Genomic DNA, 20432 nt, shown 5'->3' with positions numbered 1-20432 from the left:
GGACCGCCGCGGGCTCGACCGCCCACCCCTGCCCTGCGGAAGAAGTGGTGATCAACGATGATTCCCCGACCCGTCGGCGGTGCCCTCGCGGCACTCGCCGTCCTCGCCGGCCCCCTGGTGGCAGCGCCACCCGCACTGGCCGCCGCCCCCGACGACTCCCTGCTCGCGCACTACCGGTTCGAGGAGACCACCGGCACGGTGGTCACCGACGCGACCGGCCACGGCCTGCACGGCACGGTCGTCGGTGGCGCCACCTGGACCGGCGCCTCGCTCGACCTGCCCGGTGCCGCGAACAACGGCAGCTACGTCGCCCTGCCGTCCGGGCTGCTCGCCGGGCAGACCGAGGCGACCGTCAGCGTCGAGGTCAAGGCCGACGCCGCCTCGCTCAGCCGGCCCGGGTTCCTGTGGAACCTCGGCGGCACGTCGGGCAACAGCGGCAGCACCGGCTCCTGGTTCACCTCGACCAACGGCACGCTGCGCTCCACGATCACCCCCACCAACTGGGCCGCCGAGCAGAACGCCACCTGGACGGGCACGAACCTCACCGCCGGGGTCTGGCAGAACGTCACCACCACGTTCGCGGACAACGGCAACGGCACCTCGACCATGACCCTCTACGTCGACGGCACGCAGGTCGCCCAGAACGCGGCCGTCACGATGTCGCCCGCGACGCTGGCCGACCACACCGTGAACCGCCTCGGCGGGTCCGCGTACGCCGGCGACAACGGGTTCGGCGGAGAGCTCGCCGAGGCCCGCATCTACACCGCGGCCCTCGACGCCGGTCAGGTGCGCGACCTGGCCGACGCCGACGCGCGCAGCACCGCCGACGCCGTCCTGGCCGCCGTGGACCTGGGGGACACCTCCGCGGTCACCGCCGACCTGGTGCTGCCCACCGGCGTCACCTGGTCCACCAGCGACGCGTCCGTGGTCACCGCCGGGGGTGCCGTCACCCGCCCCGCCAGCGGCGCACCCGACGCCACCGCGACCCTGACGGCCACCGCCACCGTGCGCGGGGCCACCGGCACCCGCACGTTCCCGGTGACCGTGCCGGCGCTCGCGGCGGGGGAGACCTCGCTGCCGCCGGCCACCGCGCTGGCCGCGCACTACCCGTTGACGGCCGCGTTCCAGGGCTCCGACACCACGCGCACGTCGAGCATCGGGGGTGTCACGAACGCCGTGTGGGCCGAGCAGTACGTCGACCTGACCAGCGGGTACATCGCCAACAACGCGTTCACCGGCTTCACGCTCGCGGGCGGGTCGATGGCGTTCTCGTTCGACGTGAACGTCTCGTCGGCCGCGACCGGGTCGCCGTCGAGCACGCTGTTCACGTACGGCTCGAGCGCCACGGCCACGAACATCTCGTACCGGCCGTTCCGCACCGCGACCTCCAGCGCGGCGGTCGTCACCGTCGGCGGTACGCAGGTGGCCGTCGCGGCCACCGACCACCCGCAGGTGCGCGACACGTGGATGAACGTCACCGTGGTGCTGGACGCCGCGGCCGACACCCTGACCGTCTACGAGAACGGCGTGCAGGCGGCGCAGACCACCGGCGTCACGCAGGACGCCTCGTCGATCGGCAACGGCGTGCTGCGGCTCAACCGTGACGCCACCGCGTTCTACAACGTGCCGACGCTGTACCGCGACGTGAAGGTCTACCGCAGCGCCGTCACCGCCGACCAGGCCTCGGCCCTCGCGCGCGTCGACGCCGACTTCGCCTGGCAGCAGCTGCTCGCCACGGTCGACCTCGGCGACACCACGCAGATCACCGGGGACCTCGACCTGCCCGGTGCACCGCTGATCACCTGGACCAGCAGCGCGCCCGGTGTCGTCGCCGCCGACGGCACCGTCACCCGCCCGGCACCCGGGGCGGCCGACGCCCCGGTGACGCTCACCGCGACCCTCACGCGAGGCGGCCTGACGTTCACGCAGTCGTTCGACCTGACGGTCCTCGCGCAGCTCAGCGACACCGAGAAGGCCGAGGCCGACGCCGCCGCGCTCACGGTCACCGGCGCGGACGCCCTGCGCACCATCGTCACCCTGCCGGGCACCGGCACGGTCAACGGGTCGACCATCACGTGGACCACCGGCGACGCCGACGTGCTGCCGCTCGTCACCGACGCCGGCACCGTGTACGCCGACCCGGTCCGCCCGGCGTACGGGCACCCCGCCACGCACGCCACCCTCACGGCCCGGGTCACCTCCGGGGACGCCACCGTGACCCGTCAGGTGCCCGTCACCGTCGCGGCCCTGCCGCGCGAGGTGCCCGACGAGGCGTACGCGTTCGCGTACTTCACCGGCAACTCCGTGGCCGGCGAGAACATCTACCTGGCCGCGTCCAACGGCAACAACGCCCTGTCGTGGAGCGAGCTCAACGGCGGCCAGTACGTGCTGACCTCGCAGTACGGCGAGAAGGGTCTGCGTGACCCGTTCATCCTGCGGTCCGTCGAGGGCGACACGTTCTACCTGATCGCGACCGACCTCTCGATCGGCCGCAACGGCGACTGGGGGCGGGCCCAGACCGACGGCAGCCAGTACATCGAGATCTGGGAGTCGACCGACCTGGTCACCTGGTCCGCGCAGCGGCACGTCAAGGTCTCGCCCGACACCGCCGGCATGACCTGGGCACCCGAGGCCTACTACGACGACGAGCTCGGCGAGTACGTCGTGTTCTGGGCGTCGCGCGTGTTCACCGACGACACCCGCACCACCTGCATCACCACCGAGTCCGGCAGCGGCTGCTACGCCCGCATGATGTACGCGACGACGAAGGACTTCATCACGTTCTCCGAGCCGCGCATCTGGCAGGACACCGGCGCCGCCCGCATCGACTCCACGGTGCTCAAGGACGGCGACGCGTACTACCGGTTCACCAAGGACGAGGGCGGCCAGACCGGCTGCACCGACATCATCTCGGAGCGGTCGACCAGCCTCAGCGCCGTCACCACGGCCGCGAGCCTGGGCGCCGGCCAGGGCTGGACCAGCGTCGCGACCTGCATCGCCAAGAACGCCGGGTTCTCCGGTGCGGTCGAGGGTCCGACGATCTTCAAGGCCAACGAGGGCGACACCAGCCCGTACGACTACTACCTGTACCTCGACAACTACGGCGGCAGCGGGTACTTCCCGCTCGGCACGAACGACCTCGACGCCGCCGCCTGGACCCGCGTGTCGGGCAGCCTGCCGAGCTCGCGCCACGGGACGGTCATGCCCGTCACGGCGAACCAGTGGAACTCGCTGACGGGCAACCCCCTGCAGACCACGGGCTCGTCGCTGGGCGTCACGGCGTCCGCCGCGCAGCGCACCGCGACGGCGATCGTCTCGGCGGCCGACGGCGGTCAGGTCGGTGGGGCGGTGACGTTCACGGCCGGTGCGTGGTCCCAGACCGTGTACCTGACCGAGGACGACGGCGTGTACCGGGCCACCGCGACCCTGCCCGACTCGCTGACCGGCACGGTCACCGTGGCGGCGGCGTACGCCGGCACGGCGGAGATCACCGGGAGCGGGTCGCAGGTCGACGTCGCCCTGCCGACCGACGACCCGGACCCGGAGCCGACCGCAACCCCGACCGCCGAGCCGACCGCTGAGCCGACCGCGACCCCGACGACGGTGCCGACCACCGAGCCCACCGCGGGGCCGACGGCCGGCCCGGCGCCGACCACCCCCGCGCCCAGCACGACGACCACGCCCGCGGGCGCCCCGGCGCTCCGGTGGGTGCAGGGCGGCCAGGTGCTGCGCGACGGAACGACGTTCAGGCCCGGTAGCGCCGTGTCCCTGCAGGTCACCGGTGCCGCACCGGGATCCGCCGTGCGGCTCGAGCTGCACTCCGACCCGGTCCTGATCGCCTCGGCGACCACGGCCGCGGACGGCACCGCGGTGCTCACCGGGTCGATCCCGACCGGCACCCCGGCGGGGAAGCACCACCTGGTGCTGCTGGTCGACGGGGTCCAGGTCTCCTCGGTCGCCGTCGTGGTCCAGGGCTCGACCACCGGCGGCCTGGCGGCCACAGGTGCCGATGCCGCGGGGGCGGTGGCACTGACCGCCCTGCTGCTGCTCGGTGCCGGCCTCACCGCGGTGCTGGCGGTCCGCCGCCGACGCCTGGGGGCGGCTGTCGACTGACCCCCTCCCGGCGTGGGGTGCACCAGCGACGGTGCACCCCACGCCTCCCGGCGGCGGACCGCAGCACCTCGCGGCACCGCCGACCTGCTGCCCGCGACGGCCCTCGTCGTGGCGGACCCGTGCGCTCGGACCTCACAACGGAGTGAACGATGTTCAGACGCAGTGCTGCCCTGCTGGGCACCCTGGCGGTGACCTCAGCCCTGGTGCTGGCCGGTCCCGTGCCCACCGCCACGGCCACGGGCGCCACCTCCGCCGGTCTGGCCGGGGGCGCCGTGGCGACCGACGCCGACCTGCTGGCCCACTACGACTTCGAGGCGCTCGCGGCCTCGCCGACCGCCGACAGCGTGGTGCCCGACGTCTCGGGCGCCGGGCACGACGCCACGCTGCGGGGCGCGGGAGCCACGAGCGTCGACGGCGCGCTCACCCTGCCCGGCGGCTCGGCCGCCAGCGGCGCCGCGTACGTGCAGCTGCCCACGGGCCTGGTCGACGGGCAGGACACGTTGACGATCTCGGCGTGGCTGCGCAACGAGAAGGCGTCGGGCAACTACGCCGCGCTGTTCTTCGGCACCACGGAGAACTACCCGAGCCAGTACTGGTTGCTCAACCCCAAGAACCCGTCCGGTCGGCTGAAGTCGGTGCTCACCAACGGCCTGAGCACCGGCTCGCCGTGGACCACCGAGTACGGCCTGTCGCCGACGGTGGCCGCCAACGGGGTGGCCGGCCCGGTGACGGACACCGCGTGGGCGTTGTACACGACCGTCATCGAACCGACCCGCATCACGGGGTACCTCAACGGCACCCAGGTGGGTTCGGTCGCGGTCTCGCGCACCGTCAGCCAGTTCGGCAGCGACCTGGTGGCCTACGTGGGCCGCTCGTCGTACCCGGACGACCTCTGGAAGGGCCAGATCCGCGACCTGACCGTGCACACGTCCGCGTTCTCGGCGACGGACGTCGCCCGCACCTACTACGCGGGGCTGGGCGACGCGGCGGCGGTGACGGCCGCGCTGGAGGGTGACGCGCAGGCCATCGACCTCGGGGGCACGCGTGTCGCGGAGGACCTCACGCTGCCGACCACCGGAGCGACGGGGTCGACGATCACCTGGGCGACCTCCGACGCGAGCCTCCTCGCGGCGGACGGCACGGTCACCCGGCCGACGGACGCGGACGCGCCGGTCACGCTCACGGCGACCCTAGAACTGGCCGGGCAGACCCTCACGCGCGAGCTCGTTCTCACGGTCGTGGCGGACAACCCGCAACGGAACCTGGAGCTGGTCGCGGACTCCTACGACCTGGCCATCACGCACCTGACCGGCGACGTGGTGCTGCGCACGGCCGTGGACGACGTCGCCGTCACGTGGCAGTCGTCCGCACCGGCCGCCGTCAGCACCACCGGGGCGGTGACGCGGACCGCGAGCGCCCGTGAGGTCACGTTGACCGCGACGTTCTCCCGCGGCGGGCTGTCCACCAGCCGCCAGTTCGCGGTGACGGTGCTGCCCGCCGAGGCCGGCCGGATCGGCACGTACATCGCGTCGGGCAACACGACCCGGACGGATGTGCTGCACCTGGCGGCGTCCGCCGACGGCGGCACGTACACGGCGCTGCTGAGCGGCCGCGGGGTGCTGTACCCGACGATCGGCAGCGCCAAGCTCGGCTCGCCGGAGCTGTTCCGCAAGCCCGACGGCACGTTCGGCCTGGTGGCCACCGAGGACAGCGCGTCGTCGCGGATCTACCTGTTCGACTCCGCCGACCTGCTCACGTACACGGGGGAGCGGCGGGTCACGTTCGTCACCGGCAAGACCGCGGCGCGGGTCAGCGTGCGGTACGACAACGGCATCGGCGCGTACCGCCTGACGTTCACCGCGCGCGAGGACGGACTCACGTACGAGGTGCGGTCGGCGGACCTGGTGACGTTCTCCGCGCCGACGCAGGTCGTCGACACCCGGACGCCGGAGGCGGGGGCGTTCCCCGCCGGTGCGCTGGAGACGGCGAGCATCGGCGTGACCGCCGACGAGGCCGCGCGGGTCGCAGCCAAGCTCGGCCGTGTGGTGTCGACCGGGGTCGGCGCCCTCGCCGACGTGCAGCTGACCGCGGGTGACGCACTGGACGCGACGACCGACCTGCCTGCCAGTGCGAGCGTCACCTACAGCAGCGGCTCGACGACGCAGATGGCGGTGGAGTGGGATGCGGCCGACGTGGCCGCCGTCGACACCTCGACCCCGGGCACGTACGTGGTCGACGGGACCGTGCAGCGCCAGGAGTACCCGCAGACGCTGATCGAGCGGCGGGCCGACCCCGACGTGACCCTCGGCGACGACGGCTGGTACTACTTCACGGCGTCGTACCCGATGACCCGCGCGTCCGACCCGGAGGGCTACGACCGGGTGGTGCTGCGCCGCGCGCAGACCATCGAGGGCCTGGCCGACGCCCCTGAGGTGACGATCTGGGACGAGTCTGCCGACGCGGGTCTCAACCGGTACGTGTGGGCGCCCGAGCTGACGAAGATCGGCGACGACTGGTACGTGCTGTTCACGGCGGCGCGCACCGGGGGAGTGTGGGACATCCGCCCGGCGGTGCTCAAGCTCACCGGTGGGGAGCTGACCGGTGAGACGGCGCTCGACCCGGCGAGCTGGACGAGCCTGGGCCAGGTGGTCGCGGCGGCCGGCGACGGTGACGCGTTCACGCACTTCTCGCTCGACATGACGTACCTGACCACCGGGGGCCGGCACTACCTGGTGTGGGCGGAGAAGCCGGGCGCGTCGACGTTGCGCATCGGCGAGATCGACCCGGCGGACCCGACCCGCCTGATCGGCCGTTCGGTGCTGCTGTCCTCGCCGACGTACGCCTGGGAGTCCAGCGGCAGCGAGTCGATCAACGAGGGCCCGGCGGTGATCGTCCACGACGGGAAGGTGATGGTTGCGTACTCGGCGGCCACCGTCGACGACAAGTACTGCGTGGGTCTGCTGTGGATGCCCGAGGGTGCCGACCCGATGGACCCGGCGTCCTGGACCAAGAACCCGTACCCGCTGCTGACCACGGACGACGTGCCCGGTCAGGTCGGCCCGGGGCACAACTCGTTCACGGTCGACGAGCTCGGCAACCCGGTGATCGTCTACCACTCCCGCACGGTCGGGGACACGTCCAACCCGGGCGAGGCGACCGATGCCGGGCTGTACGACCCGCGCCGGCACGCACGCGCGGCGACGGTGCACTGGGACGTGGACGGTCTGCCGGTGCTCGCGATGACCGCGGCGGAGGAGCTCGCGCCGGGACTGGAGCGGGTGCAGGTGCGGGTGGTCGTCGAGGCGGCCCCGGCGGTGGCGGTGACCGCCACGGTCGCGCCGGCCGATCCCGACGGCACGTCCGGCTGGTACCGCACCGCGCCGACGGTGACCCTGGCCGCCGACGACGCGGAGGCCGAGCTGGAGTACCGCCTCGACGGGGGTGGGTGGACGGCGTACGACGCGGCGGTGACCCTCGAAGCGGACGGTGTGCACGAGCTGTCGTACCGCGCGGTGCTCGACGGGCGCGCGCTGACCGGCTCGTCCGGCACCGTGAGCGTCCGGGTCGACCGGACGGCGCCGACGTCCACCACTACCAGCGCCCCGATCGGCGGGGTGTCCACGGTGGGCAGGCCCGTCACGCTCACGATCCAGGCTGCCGATGCCACCTCGGGGGTGGACCGGCTCGAGTACCGGGTCGACGGCGGGGCCTGGCAGCGGTACGCCGCGCCGCTCACGTTCGACGCGGTCGGTGCGCACCTGGTCGAGCACCGGGCGGCCGACGCGGCCGGGAACGTCTCGGTGGCAGCCCTCACGCAGGTGGTGCTCACCGCTGCGGTGCCCGTCATTCCGGTGCCGGTCACCCCGACGCCCACGCCGGGCGCGATGTCGCCGCTGCCGTCCGCGGCGGCCGGGGGCGCCGTGACGCTCGGATCGGGAGTGGTCACGGTCGGTGGCTCGCTGACCGTGCAGGGCTCCGGGTTCCTGCCGGGCGAGCGGGTCGACCTGGTGCTGCACTCCACGCCCGTCCGGCTCGGTGCGGCCACGGCTGACGTGACCGGGGCGTTCACCGCCACGGTCCGGGTGCCGGACGGTGTGCCGACGGGTCGGCACACGTTGTGGGCCACGGGGGCGATCTCGGGGCGTCTGGTGCAGGTGCCTGTGCAGGTCGATGCGCCCGGCGGCGCCCTGGCCGCGACCGGAGCCGGGGGTGTGGTGGGTGCCGGGTTGCTGGCCCTCCTGCTGCTGGGTGTCGGCGCGTCCGCGGTACGGGTTTCGCGGCCCGTTCCGGGTCGGACTCGCTCTCGTCGTCGGTGGGTGCGTGGCCTGCGGTGGTGATCCGGGCGCGGGGTCCGAGCCGGTCACCTCGTCGTCGTCCTCGGCCGGGACGTCGACGCAGCGCCCGGCCCCCGCGACCCCGCAGCCGGCAGCATCACCGTCCGCGGTGGACGACCTGCGGCCGTTCCTCACCGCTGCGCAGGAGCTCGACACCCGGGTGCGTGCCACGGCGCCCCTGGTCAGTGCCTCGGTGCACGACACCGAGGTCCTGGTCGAGCAGTCGACCGCCGAGGCCGTGCGGGCGCTGGACGTCGACGCGGTCGCGGCGACGATCCCCGACGGCGTGTCCGACGACCTGCTCGCGCCGGTGCTGGTGGTCTACAGCGAGCTGGTCTCGCGCGTGCGGGCGATGAGCGGGTTCGGCTACGCGGGGACGTACGCGCGGGATGCCGAGTCGAGCGACGGCGAGCAGATGGTCGCGTGCCTGACCAACGGCTCCGAGGCTGCGCGCCGGTTCGCGGGCGACCTTGCCGCCGTGCGTGCCGCTGCCGAGGCGGCGCCGCCGGTGGCGGACGTCGACCCCACCTCGACGACGGCTGCCACCCTCGCGGTGCGGATCGAGGACATCGACCTGCGCAACAGCGGCTGCGGTGGCTGCGGGGGCTACCTCGTCGACGGGCTGGCGCCGGTCACCTGGGCCGACGGGTCGACGACGACGCGCACGGGCAGCGTCGGCACGCAGGGTGAGCCCGACGGGATCGCGTTCACCGCGACCTACGATCCCGTCGACGGCTGGACGGTGGTGCTGAACGCCTGCTGAGGGTCAGCGCGCCCGCACGCCCTCACCGACCTGCGCGACGATCTCGGCGACGACTCCCGCATCGGCGAGGATTCGCTGGTGCCCGAGCCCCTCTGTGCTGTGCAGCACGGCCCCGGGCCACGCCTGCGCGATCCGGGAGCCGACCTCGTACGGGGTCTCCTTGTCGCGCCGGTCGTGCACCACGAACGTGGGCGGCATGCTCCCGTCGGAGCCCAGCGGCACCAGGTCGAAGTCCGACAGCGGCCGCTCGCAGAAGTCCTCCATGTCCTGCTGCAGCGGCACACGCGTGCGCTCGCCGAAGCCCAGCAGGGCAGCGAAGTCGTAGGTGATCTCGACGAAGTCGTGGTTCGGGGCGATGAGCACCAGGCGCTGCGTCTCCAGGCCCTGGTGCACGACCATCGACGCGCTGGTGCATCCCAGCGAGTGGGCGATCACGGCCTCCGCGGGGCCGAATCGGTCGGCGACGGCGGTGAACGACTCGATCATCTCCATCAGGTTGCCCTGGCCCGGGCCCATGCTGCCGGGCTCGGAGTCGCCGTGGCCGGGTGCGTCGAACGCGACGACCCGGTGGCCGGTGGCGACGAGCGGCTCGACGAACGCGCCGAGCTGACCGCGCCAGCCACCCCAGCCGTGCACCAGGTACACCGTCGGGCCTTCGCCCCAGGTCTCGACGACGACCTGCCCGCCCCGGAGGACGGGCACGTGGCTGACCTCGCCGGCGTGCGGGCGCAGGTCGCGGCGACGGCCGGCGTTGCCGGGCAGGGTGCACCACACGTCCATGGCCAGGGCGGCGCCGCGGCGGGGGGCGACCCGGTCGAGCACGCCGAACCGGGTGCGCAGCGTGAGCAGACGGGTGGCAGAGGCCAGGCGGGCGCGGCGGCTGCGGGTGGTCACAGGCGGGTGGGCGAAGCTCATCGGGTGGTCTCCGAGGTCGGGTGGGTGGGTGTCCGGGCGGCGGCCAGCAGGGCGTCGACGGCACGGTGGGCGCGGGCCGGCGCGTGCGGGTCGTCCAGCAGCCGGTGGGTGTGGAAGAACGCGAGCATCACGCCGTAGAGGTCGAACGCGAACTGCTCCGGGTCGACGTCGGGGCGCAGCTGCCCCTCGGTGATGCCGCCGGTGACGATCCGGGCGATGGTGCGCGCCAGCTCCAGGTGCAGCTCGCGCAGGCGGTCGCGCACGGGTCCGGGCTGGTCGTCGAGCTCGGTGCCGGCCTTGACGATGACGCAGCCGCCGGGTGCCCGGTCGACGCCGCAGGCGAGCCACCGGTCGGCGAGATCACGGATGCGGGCCTCGCCGCGGGGGGCGCGCAGCGCGGGGCGCACGACGGTGGCGGCGAACTCCTCCGCGGCGGCGTCCAGCACGGCCAGCTGCAGCTGCTCCTTGGAGCCGAAGTGCGCGTAGAGGCCGCTCTTGGACATGCCGGTGCCGGTGGCCAGGTCGCCGAGGGTCAGGCCGCCGAGGCCGACGCGGACGGTGGCGGCGACGGCCTGGGTGAGGATCGCGTCGCGGGTGCGCTGCCCCTTGGTAGCAGGGCCGGTCGTCCCGTTCATCCCGCGAAAATAGCACGGGCGTGCGGAAGTTGAGTCCGGGCCGCCTGGGAGCAGCCGTGACTTCATGGTGCAACGAGTGAAGGCCGGGTCCGCTGGCGCGGACCCGGCCTTCAGATGCGTTTGTTGGTGCCCGACTAGGCAAGTCTCACAGGTCGGTGGTGCACATGTTCACTCCGGAACCTCGACGACTGATTGACCGATCGTACTATCTGTGCTATTGAGAGTCAAGTCGACAAAGTCGTCCTGCATCATTGCGTACTCGCGAACATCCGCCAGAAGGGGCCACGTAAGCCACCAGTTCATCGATAGGGCCTCGTCGCGCCGCATCTGCCGGACGTACTCAAGTGCTTGAGAGTTTTCTCCAAGCAGGGCGTGACGCGCCAGTTTGAAGCGGTTCTCGAGAACGCCCGTATCCCAATCCGCAATTTCTTGGCGGCACTCGCTCAGGCGGCCGTCCAACTTCATCGCCAACCATTGATTGACTTGCATCACCAGGCGCGCGGACTCCGCGCGAGTTTTCGAGTGCTCGCATACGCGAGTCTGCCTCTGTGCCGCATCAAAGCGCCCCGCCTGAAGCATCTGATATGGCACATTCACCGCCATATTCTCAAATTTCTCCATGTCTTTGCCGCTTAGCATCTTGCTTGCAGTGGCCCAGCAGAGGTGGAATACGACAACCGACAGGAGGTCGGCTGCGCGAAGTAGGTAATCACTGTCGATGCGAAGCTGCTCGTTCTCCTTGGGTAGAGACTCCATGCCCCTGAGCCTGTCGCGGTACAGGGCTGAGACCATCGAGCTGTTGTGCACAACGAGGTGACGCCGCTGAATCACCTCCTGGAAGTCGAACCCGAGGTACTCACTCGGGACATCGATCTTGAAGCACCGCTTCAGTGATTCGAATATGTCAATAATCGAACCATACTGCATTTCGGCGATTCGTTTCGCGGCAGTGGCTCTCTGAAAGTCCTCGATGCTGGCGTGCTGGGTGATCTCTGACCAGGTGAAACTGCGCTGCTCGAGATTCAGCGCGCTGGGATGCTTCGTGAAGCAGTAGAGTGCGACTTCTGAGACGGCGGACTCGAATGTGCCGACCATGCTGACCAGAAGGCTTGAGTACAGGATCTCAGAGTGCCTGCCGATCGGATCGAAATGGGGGAGTCCCTCAAGGAGGGCTCGGGCAAGACTGTAGCGCGGGGTCTCGCTGACATCCAGGACGGCGAGCGCGTCACGGAGCATTCCGTCGTTCGGTGGCGTTGGCTCCGCTCGGTATTCAGATATCTTCATGACGGCGGTGACGATCTTGTCCAGGTCGTTCTCACCGAGGTGCGGATTCATGGACCTATAGTGCTCGAATATGCGAAGGCGAGTGTCATCGAATGTCGAGGCCATCTCAGACACTGTGTTGAGAATGCGAATCTCAGCGTTCTGTCGCTTGTGGTAGCGCAACAGAGTCGCGCTAGGGTCGACTGTTCGACTCACCTGCCCGTGGTCCGCATTGCTCACTCGCGCAGGATAGCGAAGTCGGGCAGGCGAGTGTTGGGTTCGCCCCGATCTTGCCAGGGCTGTGAGTCAATGCGCGTCGATCGGACCGCGCGCTGCCTGCTTAGCCCCGAGAGCGGTCGTTGGGCATGCCGCTGCAAGCGACCCTGCCCCGAACCACCATCTACTGTGCGCCTGATCGTGACAGCGACGTCACGTGGCAGGCCCGGAGCGGTGCCCGCGGACGGCATGAGGATGCAGATGGCCGTCTACGCAGCCTGGACCATCCGGGCGGGCCCGCGCGCTCATCCAGGAGGCTGTGGACGGCGGGCTTCTCTGCGATGCGATCGACCGCACGCAGGCCGTCAAGCGGGGACATGCCGGACCCCGAGACCACGATCGACGCGCACGTCCGAGTCCGTGCGGGTCCCTGCTCCGCTCGCGGCCGACCACGGACGAGGAGGTCGCCGGCCTGCGCGCAGCGGCCTGCTGTGACCCCCGGCCCGACCATTGCGTACCTTCGGCTTGACGTGGACCCGACCCTCGCCGAGCGTCAGGATCGGGCGGTAGCGTGCGGCCATGACGAGCGCCACCGACGCCCTGCCCCCCGCCTCCCAGTCGATCCCGTCCGCCCCGGTGCCGGCCGTGGACCCCGAGCCGGACACCAAGGACTGGACGTGGGTGCTCGAGCGGCGCTGCCCCGAGTGCGGGTTCGCCGCCGCGGACGTGGCGGCCTCGGAGATCGCGGCCACGCTGCGTGACCTGGTGCCCCGCTGGGTTTCGGTCCTGCACCGGCCCGACGCGCGGGTACGGCCCGCCCCGGCCACGTGGTCGGCGCTCGAGTACGGCGCGCACGTGCGCGACGTCATGCGCGTGTTCGGCACGCGCGTGCAGCTGATGGTCGAGCAGGACGACCCGGTGTTCGAGAACTGGGACCAGGACGCCACGGCCCTGGCCGACCGGTACGACCAGCAGGACCCGGTGGTGGTGGCCGACGAGCTGGCGGAGGCCGCCGAGGTGACCGCGGCCCGGTTCGATGCGGTGGGCGACGACGCGTGGGACCGGACCGGCCTGCGCGCGAACGGGTCTGCCTTCACGGTCCGCACCCTGGGTCAGTACTTCCTGCACGACCCCGTGCACCACCTGCACGACGTGCGCGGCTGACCGCTCGACCGTGTCCACAGCGGACGTCCACAGCGCTGTGGACAACCCCTCACCCGCGCTCTCCACAGTGTGGACGACCCTGTGGACGACGGATCGTCGCCTCACGGGCGCACCGCCATCCGAGGCACCGCTCGCTACGCTCGACCCGGCCTGCGCGGTGACGGGTCGGGCGATGACGGGTCGAGCGAGGTGGCGATGAGTGCAGGTCCTTCCCGTCCGCAGGACGCCCTGCGATGGCTCGCGTCAGGGCCGTCCCTCGAGGAGCTGCAGGCCGCCTACCCCGAGGAGTGGCGGGTGGTCTCCGAGCGGCTGCGTCGGGCGTCGTCCGGCGGGCCTGAGGAGCTGCGCGCCGTGGTCGCCGAGGCCCGCGAACCCGCGCAGGAGTCGCCCGGTCGGCGTCGGCCAGCGCGCGAGCTGGTCGGCGAGGAGGCCCGGCGGCAGATGCTGCTGCACGCGGTGAAGCGCGTGTCGTTCCAGGTCGAGACCGGGGTCACCGAGGGGCCGGTGCGGTTCAACGCCCTGAACGGGCGCGTGGCGCAACGGCTGTTCTTCCGGCGTGGGCTGGAGCGGCGGCCGGTGTCGATGGGGGCGTACCGGGTGGTCTGGCCGCTGCTGACCCAGCGCCGGTACCTGATGCCGCTGGTGCGGCCGATGGGCATCTACTGCTTCTACTCCTCGGCCCTGGTCGCCCGGCTGGCCACCCTGATCGCCGACCGCTCCTGCCTGGAGATCGCCGCGGGGGACGGCACCCTGTCGCAGTTCCTGACCGAGCGCGGGGTCGACGTCACGGCCACCGACGACCACAGCTGGGAGCACGCGATCGACTACCCGCAGCACGTGCTCAAGCAGGACGCCAAGGCGGCGCTGCGTGCCCACGCCCCGCAGGTGGTGCTGTGCTCGTGGCCGCCGCCGGGCAACCCGTTCGAGCGGGCGGTGTTCACCACCCCGAGCGTGCAGCTGTACGTGGCGATCGGAACGAACGAGCACGGCAGCGGGAACTGGGCCGACTACGCCGCGCAGCAGGGGTTCGACATGACGCACGACCACGAGCTCAGCCGCCTGGTCCTGCCGCACGAGCAGGACAACGTGGTGCTGGTGTTCCGCCGGCGTTCAGACGAACGGCGTGAGCCCGACCGGGACCAGGTCGACCTCGACGGTCAGCCGTGAACCGGACCCCTCGGAGAAGATGACGCCCCGCAGCGGCGGCACGTCCGCGTAGTCGCGACCCCAACCCAGGATCACGTACCGGTCGTCGACGAACTGGTCGTTGGTCGGGTCGATCTCCACCCAGCCGGCACCCGGCACCCAGGCGGAGACCCACGCGTGCGACGCGTCGGCGCCGCGCAGCTTCTCGCGCCCGGCCGGCGGACGCGTCTCGATGTACCCGCTGGCGTACCTGGCGGGCAGGCCGTGCACGCGCAGTGCGGCGATCATCAGGTGCGCGAAGTCCTGGCAGACGCCGGTGCGCTGCTCGAGCAGCTCGGCCTGCGTGGTGCCCACCGTCGTCGACCCCGACCGGTACGTCATCTCGGTGCGGATGCGGTGCGCGAGGTCGGCGAGCACCCCGGCCAGCGGTGCCCCGGGCGCGAACGACGGTGCCGCCCACGCCCGGACGGCGTCGGAGGGGTCGACGTGCCGTGAGGGCAACGTGGCCTCCCGCAGCGCGCTGAGCCCGGCGGCGTCCGTCCGCACGTCCGACAGGTCGCCGTCGACCACCGCGCGGGCCGTCTCCTCCCAGCCCACGCCCGGCAGCGAGTCGACCGACGCTGCCCTGCGGGAGACCAGCAGGCGCGACCGCGCGGTGACCACGAGTCGTTCGTGCGGTGCGGTCACCCCGAAGTACGTGGTCCGGTTGCCGAACCAGTCGACGTGCTCGGCCGTGTCCGAGGGGGTCGGCTCGACGGTGAGGGTGGTGTCGACGACGTGCTGGTCGGGCAGCTCGCGCGGGGTGGTGACGGTGCGCCCGTAGGAGTCGGTGACGGGTGCCGTGTACGTGTACGTGGTCCGGTGCACGAGGTCGTACTCGCGGGCGCCCTCGGGCACGGGGGTCGCAAGGCCGGCAGGGTCGGTCGGCGGGACGCTCATGCGGACCCCCAGGTGGCCTCGAACGCGCGGCTGGGTGCCAGGTGCACGAAGTGCAGGCGCTCGACCTCGTCGCCGACGGCGGCCAACCGCCACCGCATCGACTCCAGCGTCTCCGCGAGCCGCAGCCGGGTCCGTGCGTGCGGTCCGCCGGGCTCGCCCACCGACTCGGCGAGCACCCGCACGTCGAGCTCGGCGACCAGGGCGGCCACGTCGGCCACCAGGTGGTCGCGCTGGTCGGCGGGCAGGCGGGGTGCGGGCACGGCGGCCAGGTCCTCACGCAGCCGGTCGATCTGGAACGCGAGCGAACGCGGGTTGTCGGCGTCCTGCAGCAGCAGGGCCAGCAGCGTGTCCACGCGCGGACCGGCCTGGTGCCGGCGCCGGTAGGTGATGGCCGACTCGTGCGCGAGCGCGACCCCTTCGAGCACGAGTCGTTCGACGGCCGGCGCGCGCGTGGGCACGAGGGTCGCGGCGAGCGTGTCGACGATCCGCTGCGCCCGTTCGAGTCGCCGCCCGGCGTCCCAGAACCGCCAGCCGACGTCGCGCACCTGGCTCTCGGCGGTGATGCCGGCCAGGGCGAGCAGACCTTCCAGCGACCGGTCCAGCACGGGCCGCAGACCTGCGGTGAGGGCGGCCCGTTCGGCGACGTCCGCCATCCGGTCGACCGCGGCCCCCAGGGCGAGCGGCTGGTCGGCGGGTCGCCGTCCGCGCTCGTCGCGCAGCGCCCGCTCCACCCGGGTCAGCGGCCCCCACACGTCCGACGAGAGCTGGTCGCGCACGGCCCCCGACGCGCGCGACAGCCCACGCACGCACGCGAGCACGGAGTCCTCCGTGCGGGGGTCGAGCACGAGCGCGCGCAGATCAGGGCGTCCGTCGTGGCGCAGCTCGTCGGGGACGAGGGCACCGACCAGGGCGGTGAGGGCGCGGCCGCCGGTGGTGCGCAGGTTGCGGTGCTCGTCGTCCCAGCGGTCCACCAGCACCCGCAGCGTCCGGGTCTGACCCTCGGCCCGCTCGGCGTACCGGCCGATCCAGAACAGGTTCTCGGCGGTGCGCGGCGAGATGCCGGAGGCCGGGCGGCCCGGGGCCTCACCGCCCGACCGGACCCGGTCGGTGCCTGCGTCGGCGGCGCCCGAGGGCGACAGTTCGGCGTCGTCGGGGTCCTGCGCCTCGTCGGCGTCGAACGCGCGCGCCAGCACCCACACGTCCTTGGCGACCGCCCCGGCCGAGTGGGACACCATCGAGACGGGCACCAACCCGGCGTGCTGCTCGACGACGCTGGCCAGGCCGCCGGCCATGACCGTGTACGACTCGTCGTGGGCCACGGCGAACGTGCGCAGCACGGCGGCCTGCGGTGCGGCGCCGGACGGCCCGCCGTCGCCGACCACCGGTTCCTGGCCGACCCACCGCCACGGCTCGGCCTCGATCCGCGCCGCCAGCTCCGAGCGCTGCTCGGCGCTCAGGGTCCACCCGGCGACGGCACCGCCGGTGTGGTCGGTGGGCAGCAGCACCAGCTCGTCGAGCCGGCCGCGCACCGCCCGCAGGCCCTCCTGGTCGCCGCACCACCAGGTCGGTGCGGACCCCAGCAGCAGGTCGTCGGCCAGCACCTCGCGGGCCAGCCGGGGCAGGTAGGCGTGCAGCGCGGGGCTCTCCAGCACGGACGCACCCAGCGGGTTGACGACGCTGACCGCGCCCGCGCGCACCGCCCGCACGAACCCGGGGACGCCCAGGCGGGAGCCGACGCGCAGGTCCAAGGGGTCGCACCAGTCGGCGTCCACGCGGCGCAGCACGACGTCGACGGCCTCGAGCCCGTCGATGCCTCGCATCCACAGCCGGCCTTCACGCACCAGCAGGTCGGAGCCCTCGACGAGCGGCAGGCCGAGCATCGACGCCAGGTACGCCTGGTCGAACGCGGTCTCCGACCACGCGCCGGGACTGAGCAGCACGGCGCGTGGCTCGTCCTCGACGCCGGGCGGGGCGACGTCGTGCAGCGCATGGCGCAGCGCGTGGAAGAACGGGCCGAGGCGCTGGATCGACGTCTGCCGGTAGACGCCCGAGAGCACCTGCGCGACCACGCGCCGGTCCTCCATGGCGTACCCGGCCCCGGACGGCGCCTGGGTGCGGTCGGCGACCACCGTCCACCGGCCGTCGCGGTCGCGGCACACGTCGGTCGCGGTGAGCACGAGCTCGCGCCGGCCGGGCAGCCGCAGCCCGTCGACAGCCCGCACGAACCCCGGATGCCCGAGGACCACCGTCGGCGGCAGCATCAGGTCCGTGAGCAGCCGGCGGGGGCCGTACACGTCGCGCAGCACGGCGTCGAGCAGCACGGCCCGTTGGGTCAGGGCGGCGTCGAGGCGTGCCCACTCGGGTTCGTCGACGACCACGGGTGCCGGGTCGAGCCGCCACGGCTGCGCCCGGAGCTGGTCGTCGTCGGCGTCCGTGCCGTAGGTGACGCCGCGTTCGGCGAGCATCTGCTCGGCGCGGCTGCGCACGTCGGCGAGGTCCAGGCCACCGTCCCCGTCGCGCAGCAGGCTCACGTCCGGGGACGAGAGCAGGTCGGTCACGGGGTCAGCCTGCCCTACCGCGGTGGGCGGGGTCGCCCGTGACCCACGGGCCGGACGGTCTCTCGGCCGCCCTCGCGGACGACCGCGTCCTCGCGAGGGTTGTCCCCCGTCGAGAGTGAGTGTACAGTCACTCACATGACGAGCCGAGCCAGCACCCTCTCCACCGCCGACCAGCGACGCCCCGTCGTCGTGCAGGCCGCGACGGAGGAGTTCTCGCGCGGCGGCTACCTGGGCACCACGGTGGCCGATGTCGCGCGCACGGCCGGGATCTCACCGGCCTACGTGTTCAAGCTGTTCCCGACCAAGGAGGCGTTGTTCGTCGCGGCGCTCGACCACTGCTTCACGCTCGTCGAGCGGGCGCTGGAGCAGGGGGCCGACACGGCGGCCGACGCCTCACCCGAGGGCCTGCTGGACGCGATGGGCGGCGCCTACGCCGGCCTGATCGCCGACCGCACGCTGCTCATGCTCCAGGTGCACGCGCAGTCGGCGGCCGAGGTCCCCGAGATCGGTGACGCGCTGCGGCGCGGCCTGGCGCGGGTCACGACCTTCGCCCATCGGCGCTCGGGTGCGACACCCGCGCAGGTGCAGCGGTTCATCGCGTTCGGGCAGCTGTGCCATCTGATCGTCACGGCGAGGGTCGACGGGATCGACGCCGAGTGGGCGCACCTGCTCTCCGACGGGATTCGGCACCCGGAACCCCTGACCTCCTGAGGGTTGCCGCGGCGCGGCGTTCGGCGCATCCGTCCGCGACGGCGCCCTGCCGACCCTCGCCCCTGCTCTCTCGCAGCCCTCGCCCCACCCGACAGCCCCGTCTCGCATGGCCTGCAAGTGAGTGACGACTCACTCTCCACTCTCGGCACCCTCCGCCGCGGCGACCGACCGTCGCCACCCCCACCCACGCAAGGAGCCCGCCATGACCAGCCCCGTCACCGCCCGGCCCGCCGTCCAGCGCCCCGGCCCGCTCGTACCCCCGCCCGCCGCGCCGCCCGACACCGCCCCCCGCAGCACCCGCCGCTGGTGGGCGCTGACCGTCCTCGCCCTCGCGCAGTTCCTCGTCGTGCTCGACGCCTCCATCGTCAACATCGCACTGCCGTCCCTCGGCTCCGCCCTGGGGCTCGGCACCGCCGCCCTCAGCTGGGTCATCACCGCCTACGTCCTGCCGTTCGGCGGGCTGCTGCTGCTCGGCGGCCGCCTGGCCGACCGGTACGGGCACCGTCGGCTGTTCCTCGCCGGGACGCTCGGGTTCGTGGTCGCCTCGGCGCTCGCAGGTCTGGCCGTCACCGGAGAGATGCTGCTCGGCGCACGAGCCCTGCAGGGGGCCTCGGCCGCACTGCTCGCCCCCGCCTCGCTCGCCCTGGTCACCCAGCTGTTCCGCACCCCGGGCGACCGCACCCGGGCGCTGGGCATCTGGGGCGCCGTCGCCGGCATCGGCTCGGCGGCCGGCGTGCTGCTCGGCGGTGTGCTGACCGCGTCGCTCGGCTGGGAGTCCGTGTTCTTCGTCAACGTGCCCGTCGGTGCGGTCGTGCTGGTGGCGCTGCCCATGCTCGTCACCCGCGACACGGTCGTCCCCACCGGGCGCCTCGACGTGCCCGGTGCCGTGACCATCACCGGCGGGCTCGTCGCGGCCGTCGCCGGACTGACCTCCGTCGAGCAGCTCGGCGCCACGCACGCCGTCACGGTCGGGCTGCTGGCCGCAGCCGCCGTGCTCGTCACCGCGTTCGTCGTCGTCGAGCGGCGCGCCGCCGAGCCACTCGTGCCGTTCGCCGTCTTCCGGGATCGCGACCTCACGGCCGGCAACGTGGTCATGCTGCTCGTCGGCGCCGCCATGACCGCCCTGTTCTTCGCACTCTCGGTGTTCATGCAGGCCGTGCTCGGCTACGACGCGCTCGCCGCCGGCCTGAGCCAGCTGCCTCTCGCCGGGACGCTCGTCGTCGTGGCCGGTCTCGTCCCCGGCGTGATCGCCAAGGTCGGGGTGCGGACCACCCTCATCGGGTCGCTCCTCTCGCTCGCCGGCGGGCTGGTGTGGCTCGCCGCGGTGCCGACCGACGCGCAGCTCGTCGCCGACCTGCTCGGACCCTCCCTGCTCCTGGGCGTCGGGCTCGGCGGGGCGTTCGTCGCCACCACGCAGCTCGCGCTGCACGGCGTCCCGGAGGCCGAGTCGGGACTGGCGGGCGGGCTGGTCAACACCGCGCAGCAGATCGGCGGGGCGCTCGGCCTCGCGGTGCTCGCCACGGTGGCCACCGCCCGCACCGACGCCCTCCTCGGGGCCGGCACCCCGCAGCCGGAGGCACTGACCGGTGGCTTCGCCTGGGCGTTCCTCGGGGCGGCCGTGCTCGCCGTGCTCGCCGCGGCGGTCGCCGCGCTGGTGCGACCCCGAGGGTGACGC

12 protein-coding genes are annotated in these 20432 nt (G+C 72.8%); 7 read left to right on the top strand and 5 right to left on the bottom strand.

Annotation, left to right across the window (positions count from 1 at the left end):
- The first annotated feature begins 57 nt into the window (after positions 1-57).
- The 3 genes from ACTHAM_RS00805 (at position 58) to ACTHAM_RS00795 (ending at position 9210) form a co-directional block, all read left to right on the top strand.
- Complete coding sequence (locus ACTHAM_RS00805; RefSeq protein WP_440683774.1) at positions 58-4113, top strand: immunoglobulin-like domain-containing protein; 4056 nt, start codon at positions 58-60, stop codon at positions 4111-4113.
- Positions 4114-4262: 149 nt separating this feature from the next.
- Positions 4263-8450 (top strand): family 43 glycosylhydrolase, encoded by a 4188-nt coding sequence (locus ACTHAM_RS00800; RefSeq protein WP_440683773.1) that lies wholly within the window; start codon positions 4263-4265, stop codon positions 8448-8450.
- 106 nt (positions 8451-8556) lie between these two features.
- Positions 8557-9210, top strand: coding sequence for a hypothetical protein (locus ACTHAM_RS00795; protein WP_440683771.1), 654 nt, complete (start codon positions 8557-8559; stop codon positions 9208-9210).
- Between the two features lie 3 nt (positions 9211-9213).
- Here ACTHAM_RS00795 and ACTHAM_RS00790 read toward each other — a convergent pair whose 3' ends face one another.
- The 3 genes from ACTHAM_RS00790 to ACTHAM_RS00780 form a co-directional block, all read right to left on the bottom strand.
- Positions 9214-10125 (bottom strand): alpha/beta fold hydrolase, encoded by a 912-nt coding sequence (locus ACTHAM_RS00790; RefSeq protein ID WP_440683769.1) that lies wholly within the window; start codon positions 10123-10125, stop codon positions 9214-9216.
- Positions 10122-10760 carry a TetR/AcrR family transcriptional regulator gene (locus tag ACTHAM_RS00785; RefSeq protein ID WP_440683767.1) on the bottom strand — a complete coding sequence of 213 codons (639 nt, stop codon included), beginning with the start codon at positions 10758-10760 and terminating at the stop codon, positions 10122-10124. Before ACTHAM_RS00785 ends, ACTHAM_RS00790 begins: the two co-directional genes overlap by 4 nt.
- Positions 10761-10928: 168 nt before the next feature.
- Positions 10929-12095, bottom strand: a complete 1167-nt coding sequence (locus ACTHAM_RS00780; RefSeq protein ID WP_440683765.1) for a hypothetical protein — start codon at positions 12093-12095, stop codon at positions 10929-10931.
- Between the two features lie 723 nt (positions 12096-12818).
- On the opposite strand from ACTHAM_RS00780, the gene ACTHAM_RS00775 reads away from it, so the two are divergent.
- The gene (locus ACTHAM_RS00775) at positions 12819-13403 is read left to right on the top strand and encodes a DinB family protein (protein ID WP_440683763.1); all 585 of its coding nucleotides are present in this window, start codon (positions 12819-12821) and stop codon (positions 13401-13403) included.
- A gap of 195 nt (positions 13404-13598) precedes the next feature.
- The gene (locus tag ACTHAM_RS00770; RefSeq protein WP_440683761.1) at positions 13599-14570 is read left to right on the top strand and encodes a hypothetical protein; all 972 of its coding nucleotides are present in this window, start codon (positions 13599-13601) and stop codon (positions 14568-14570) included.
- Here the strand turns inward: ACTHAM_RS00770 and ACTHAM_RS00765 are convergent.
- Together ACTHAM_RS00765 and ACTHAM_RS00760 are read right to left on the bottom strand one after the other, a co-directional pair.
- A complete protein-coding gene (locus tag ACTHAM_RS00765) occupies positions 14514-15488 on the bottom strand; it encodes a transglutaminase family protein (RefSeq protein WP_440683759.1) in 975 nt (324 codons plus the stop codon). The two genes, ACTHAM_RS00770 and ACTHAM_RS00765, sit on opposite strands and share 57 nt — an antisense overlap.
- Complete coding sequence (locus ACTHAM_RS00760) at positions 15485-18046, bottom strand: circularly permuted type 2 ATP-grasp protein (RefSeq protein WP_440683757.1); 2562 nt, start codon at positions 18044-18046, stop codon at positions 15485-15487. The genes ACTHAM_RS00765 and ACTHAM_RS00760 overlap by 4 nt, the downstream gene beginning before the upstream one ends.
- A 135-nt stretch (positions 18047-18181) precedes the next feature.
- Between ACTHAM_RS00760 and ACTHAM_RS00755 the strand changes: the two genes are divergently transcribed.
- Both ACTHAM_RS00755 and ACTHAM_RS00750 read left to right on the top strand, forming a co-directional pair.
- Positions 18182-18757 carry a TetR/AcrR family transcriptional regulator gene (locus ACTHAM_RS00755; RefSeq protein WP_440683756.1) on the top strand — a complete coding sequence of 192 codons (576 nt, stop codon included), beginning with the start codon at positions 18182-18184 and terminating at the stop codon, positions 18755-18757.
- Positions 18758-18959: 202 nt separating this feature from the next.
- Entirely contained in the window at positions 18960-20429 is a 1470-nt protein-coding gene (locus ACTHAM_RS00750; RefSeq protein ID WP_440683754.1) for an MFS transporter, read from the top strand.
- Positions 20430-20432: the final 3 nt, after the last annotated feature.

The organism is Cellulomonas soli (assembly GCF_052036975.1).
GTDB lineage: Bacteria > Actinomycetota > Actinomycetes > Actinomycetales > Cellulomonadaceae > Cellulomonas > Cellulomonas soli_A.
Note: the sequence above shows the minus strand (reverse complement) of the source record. Positions and strands in the feature narration are given on the sequence as shown.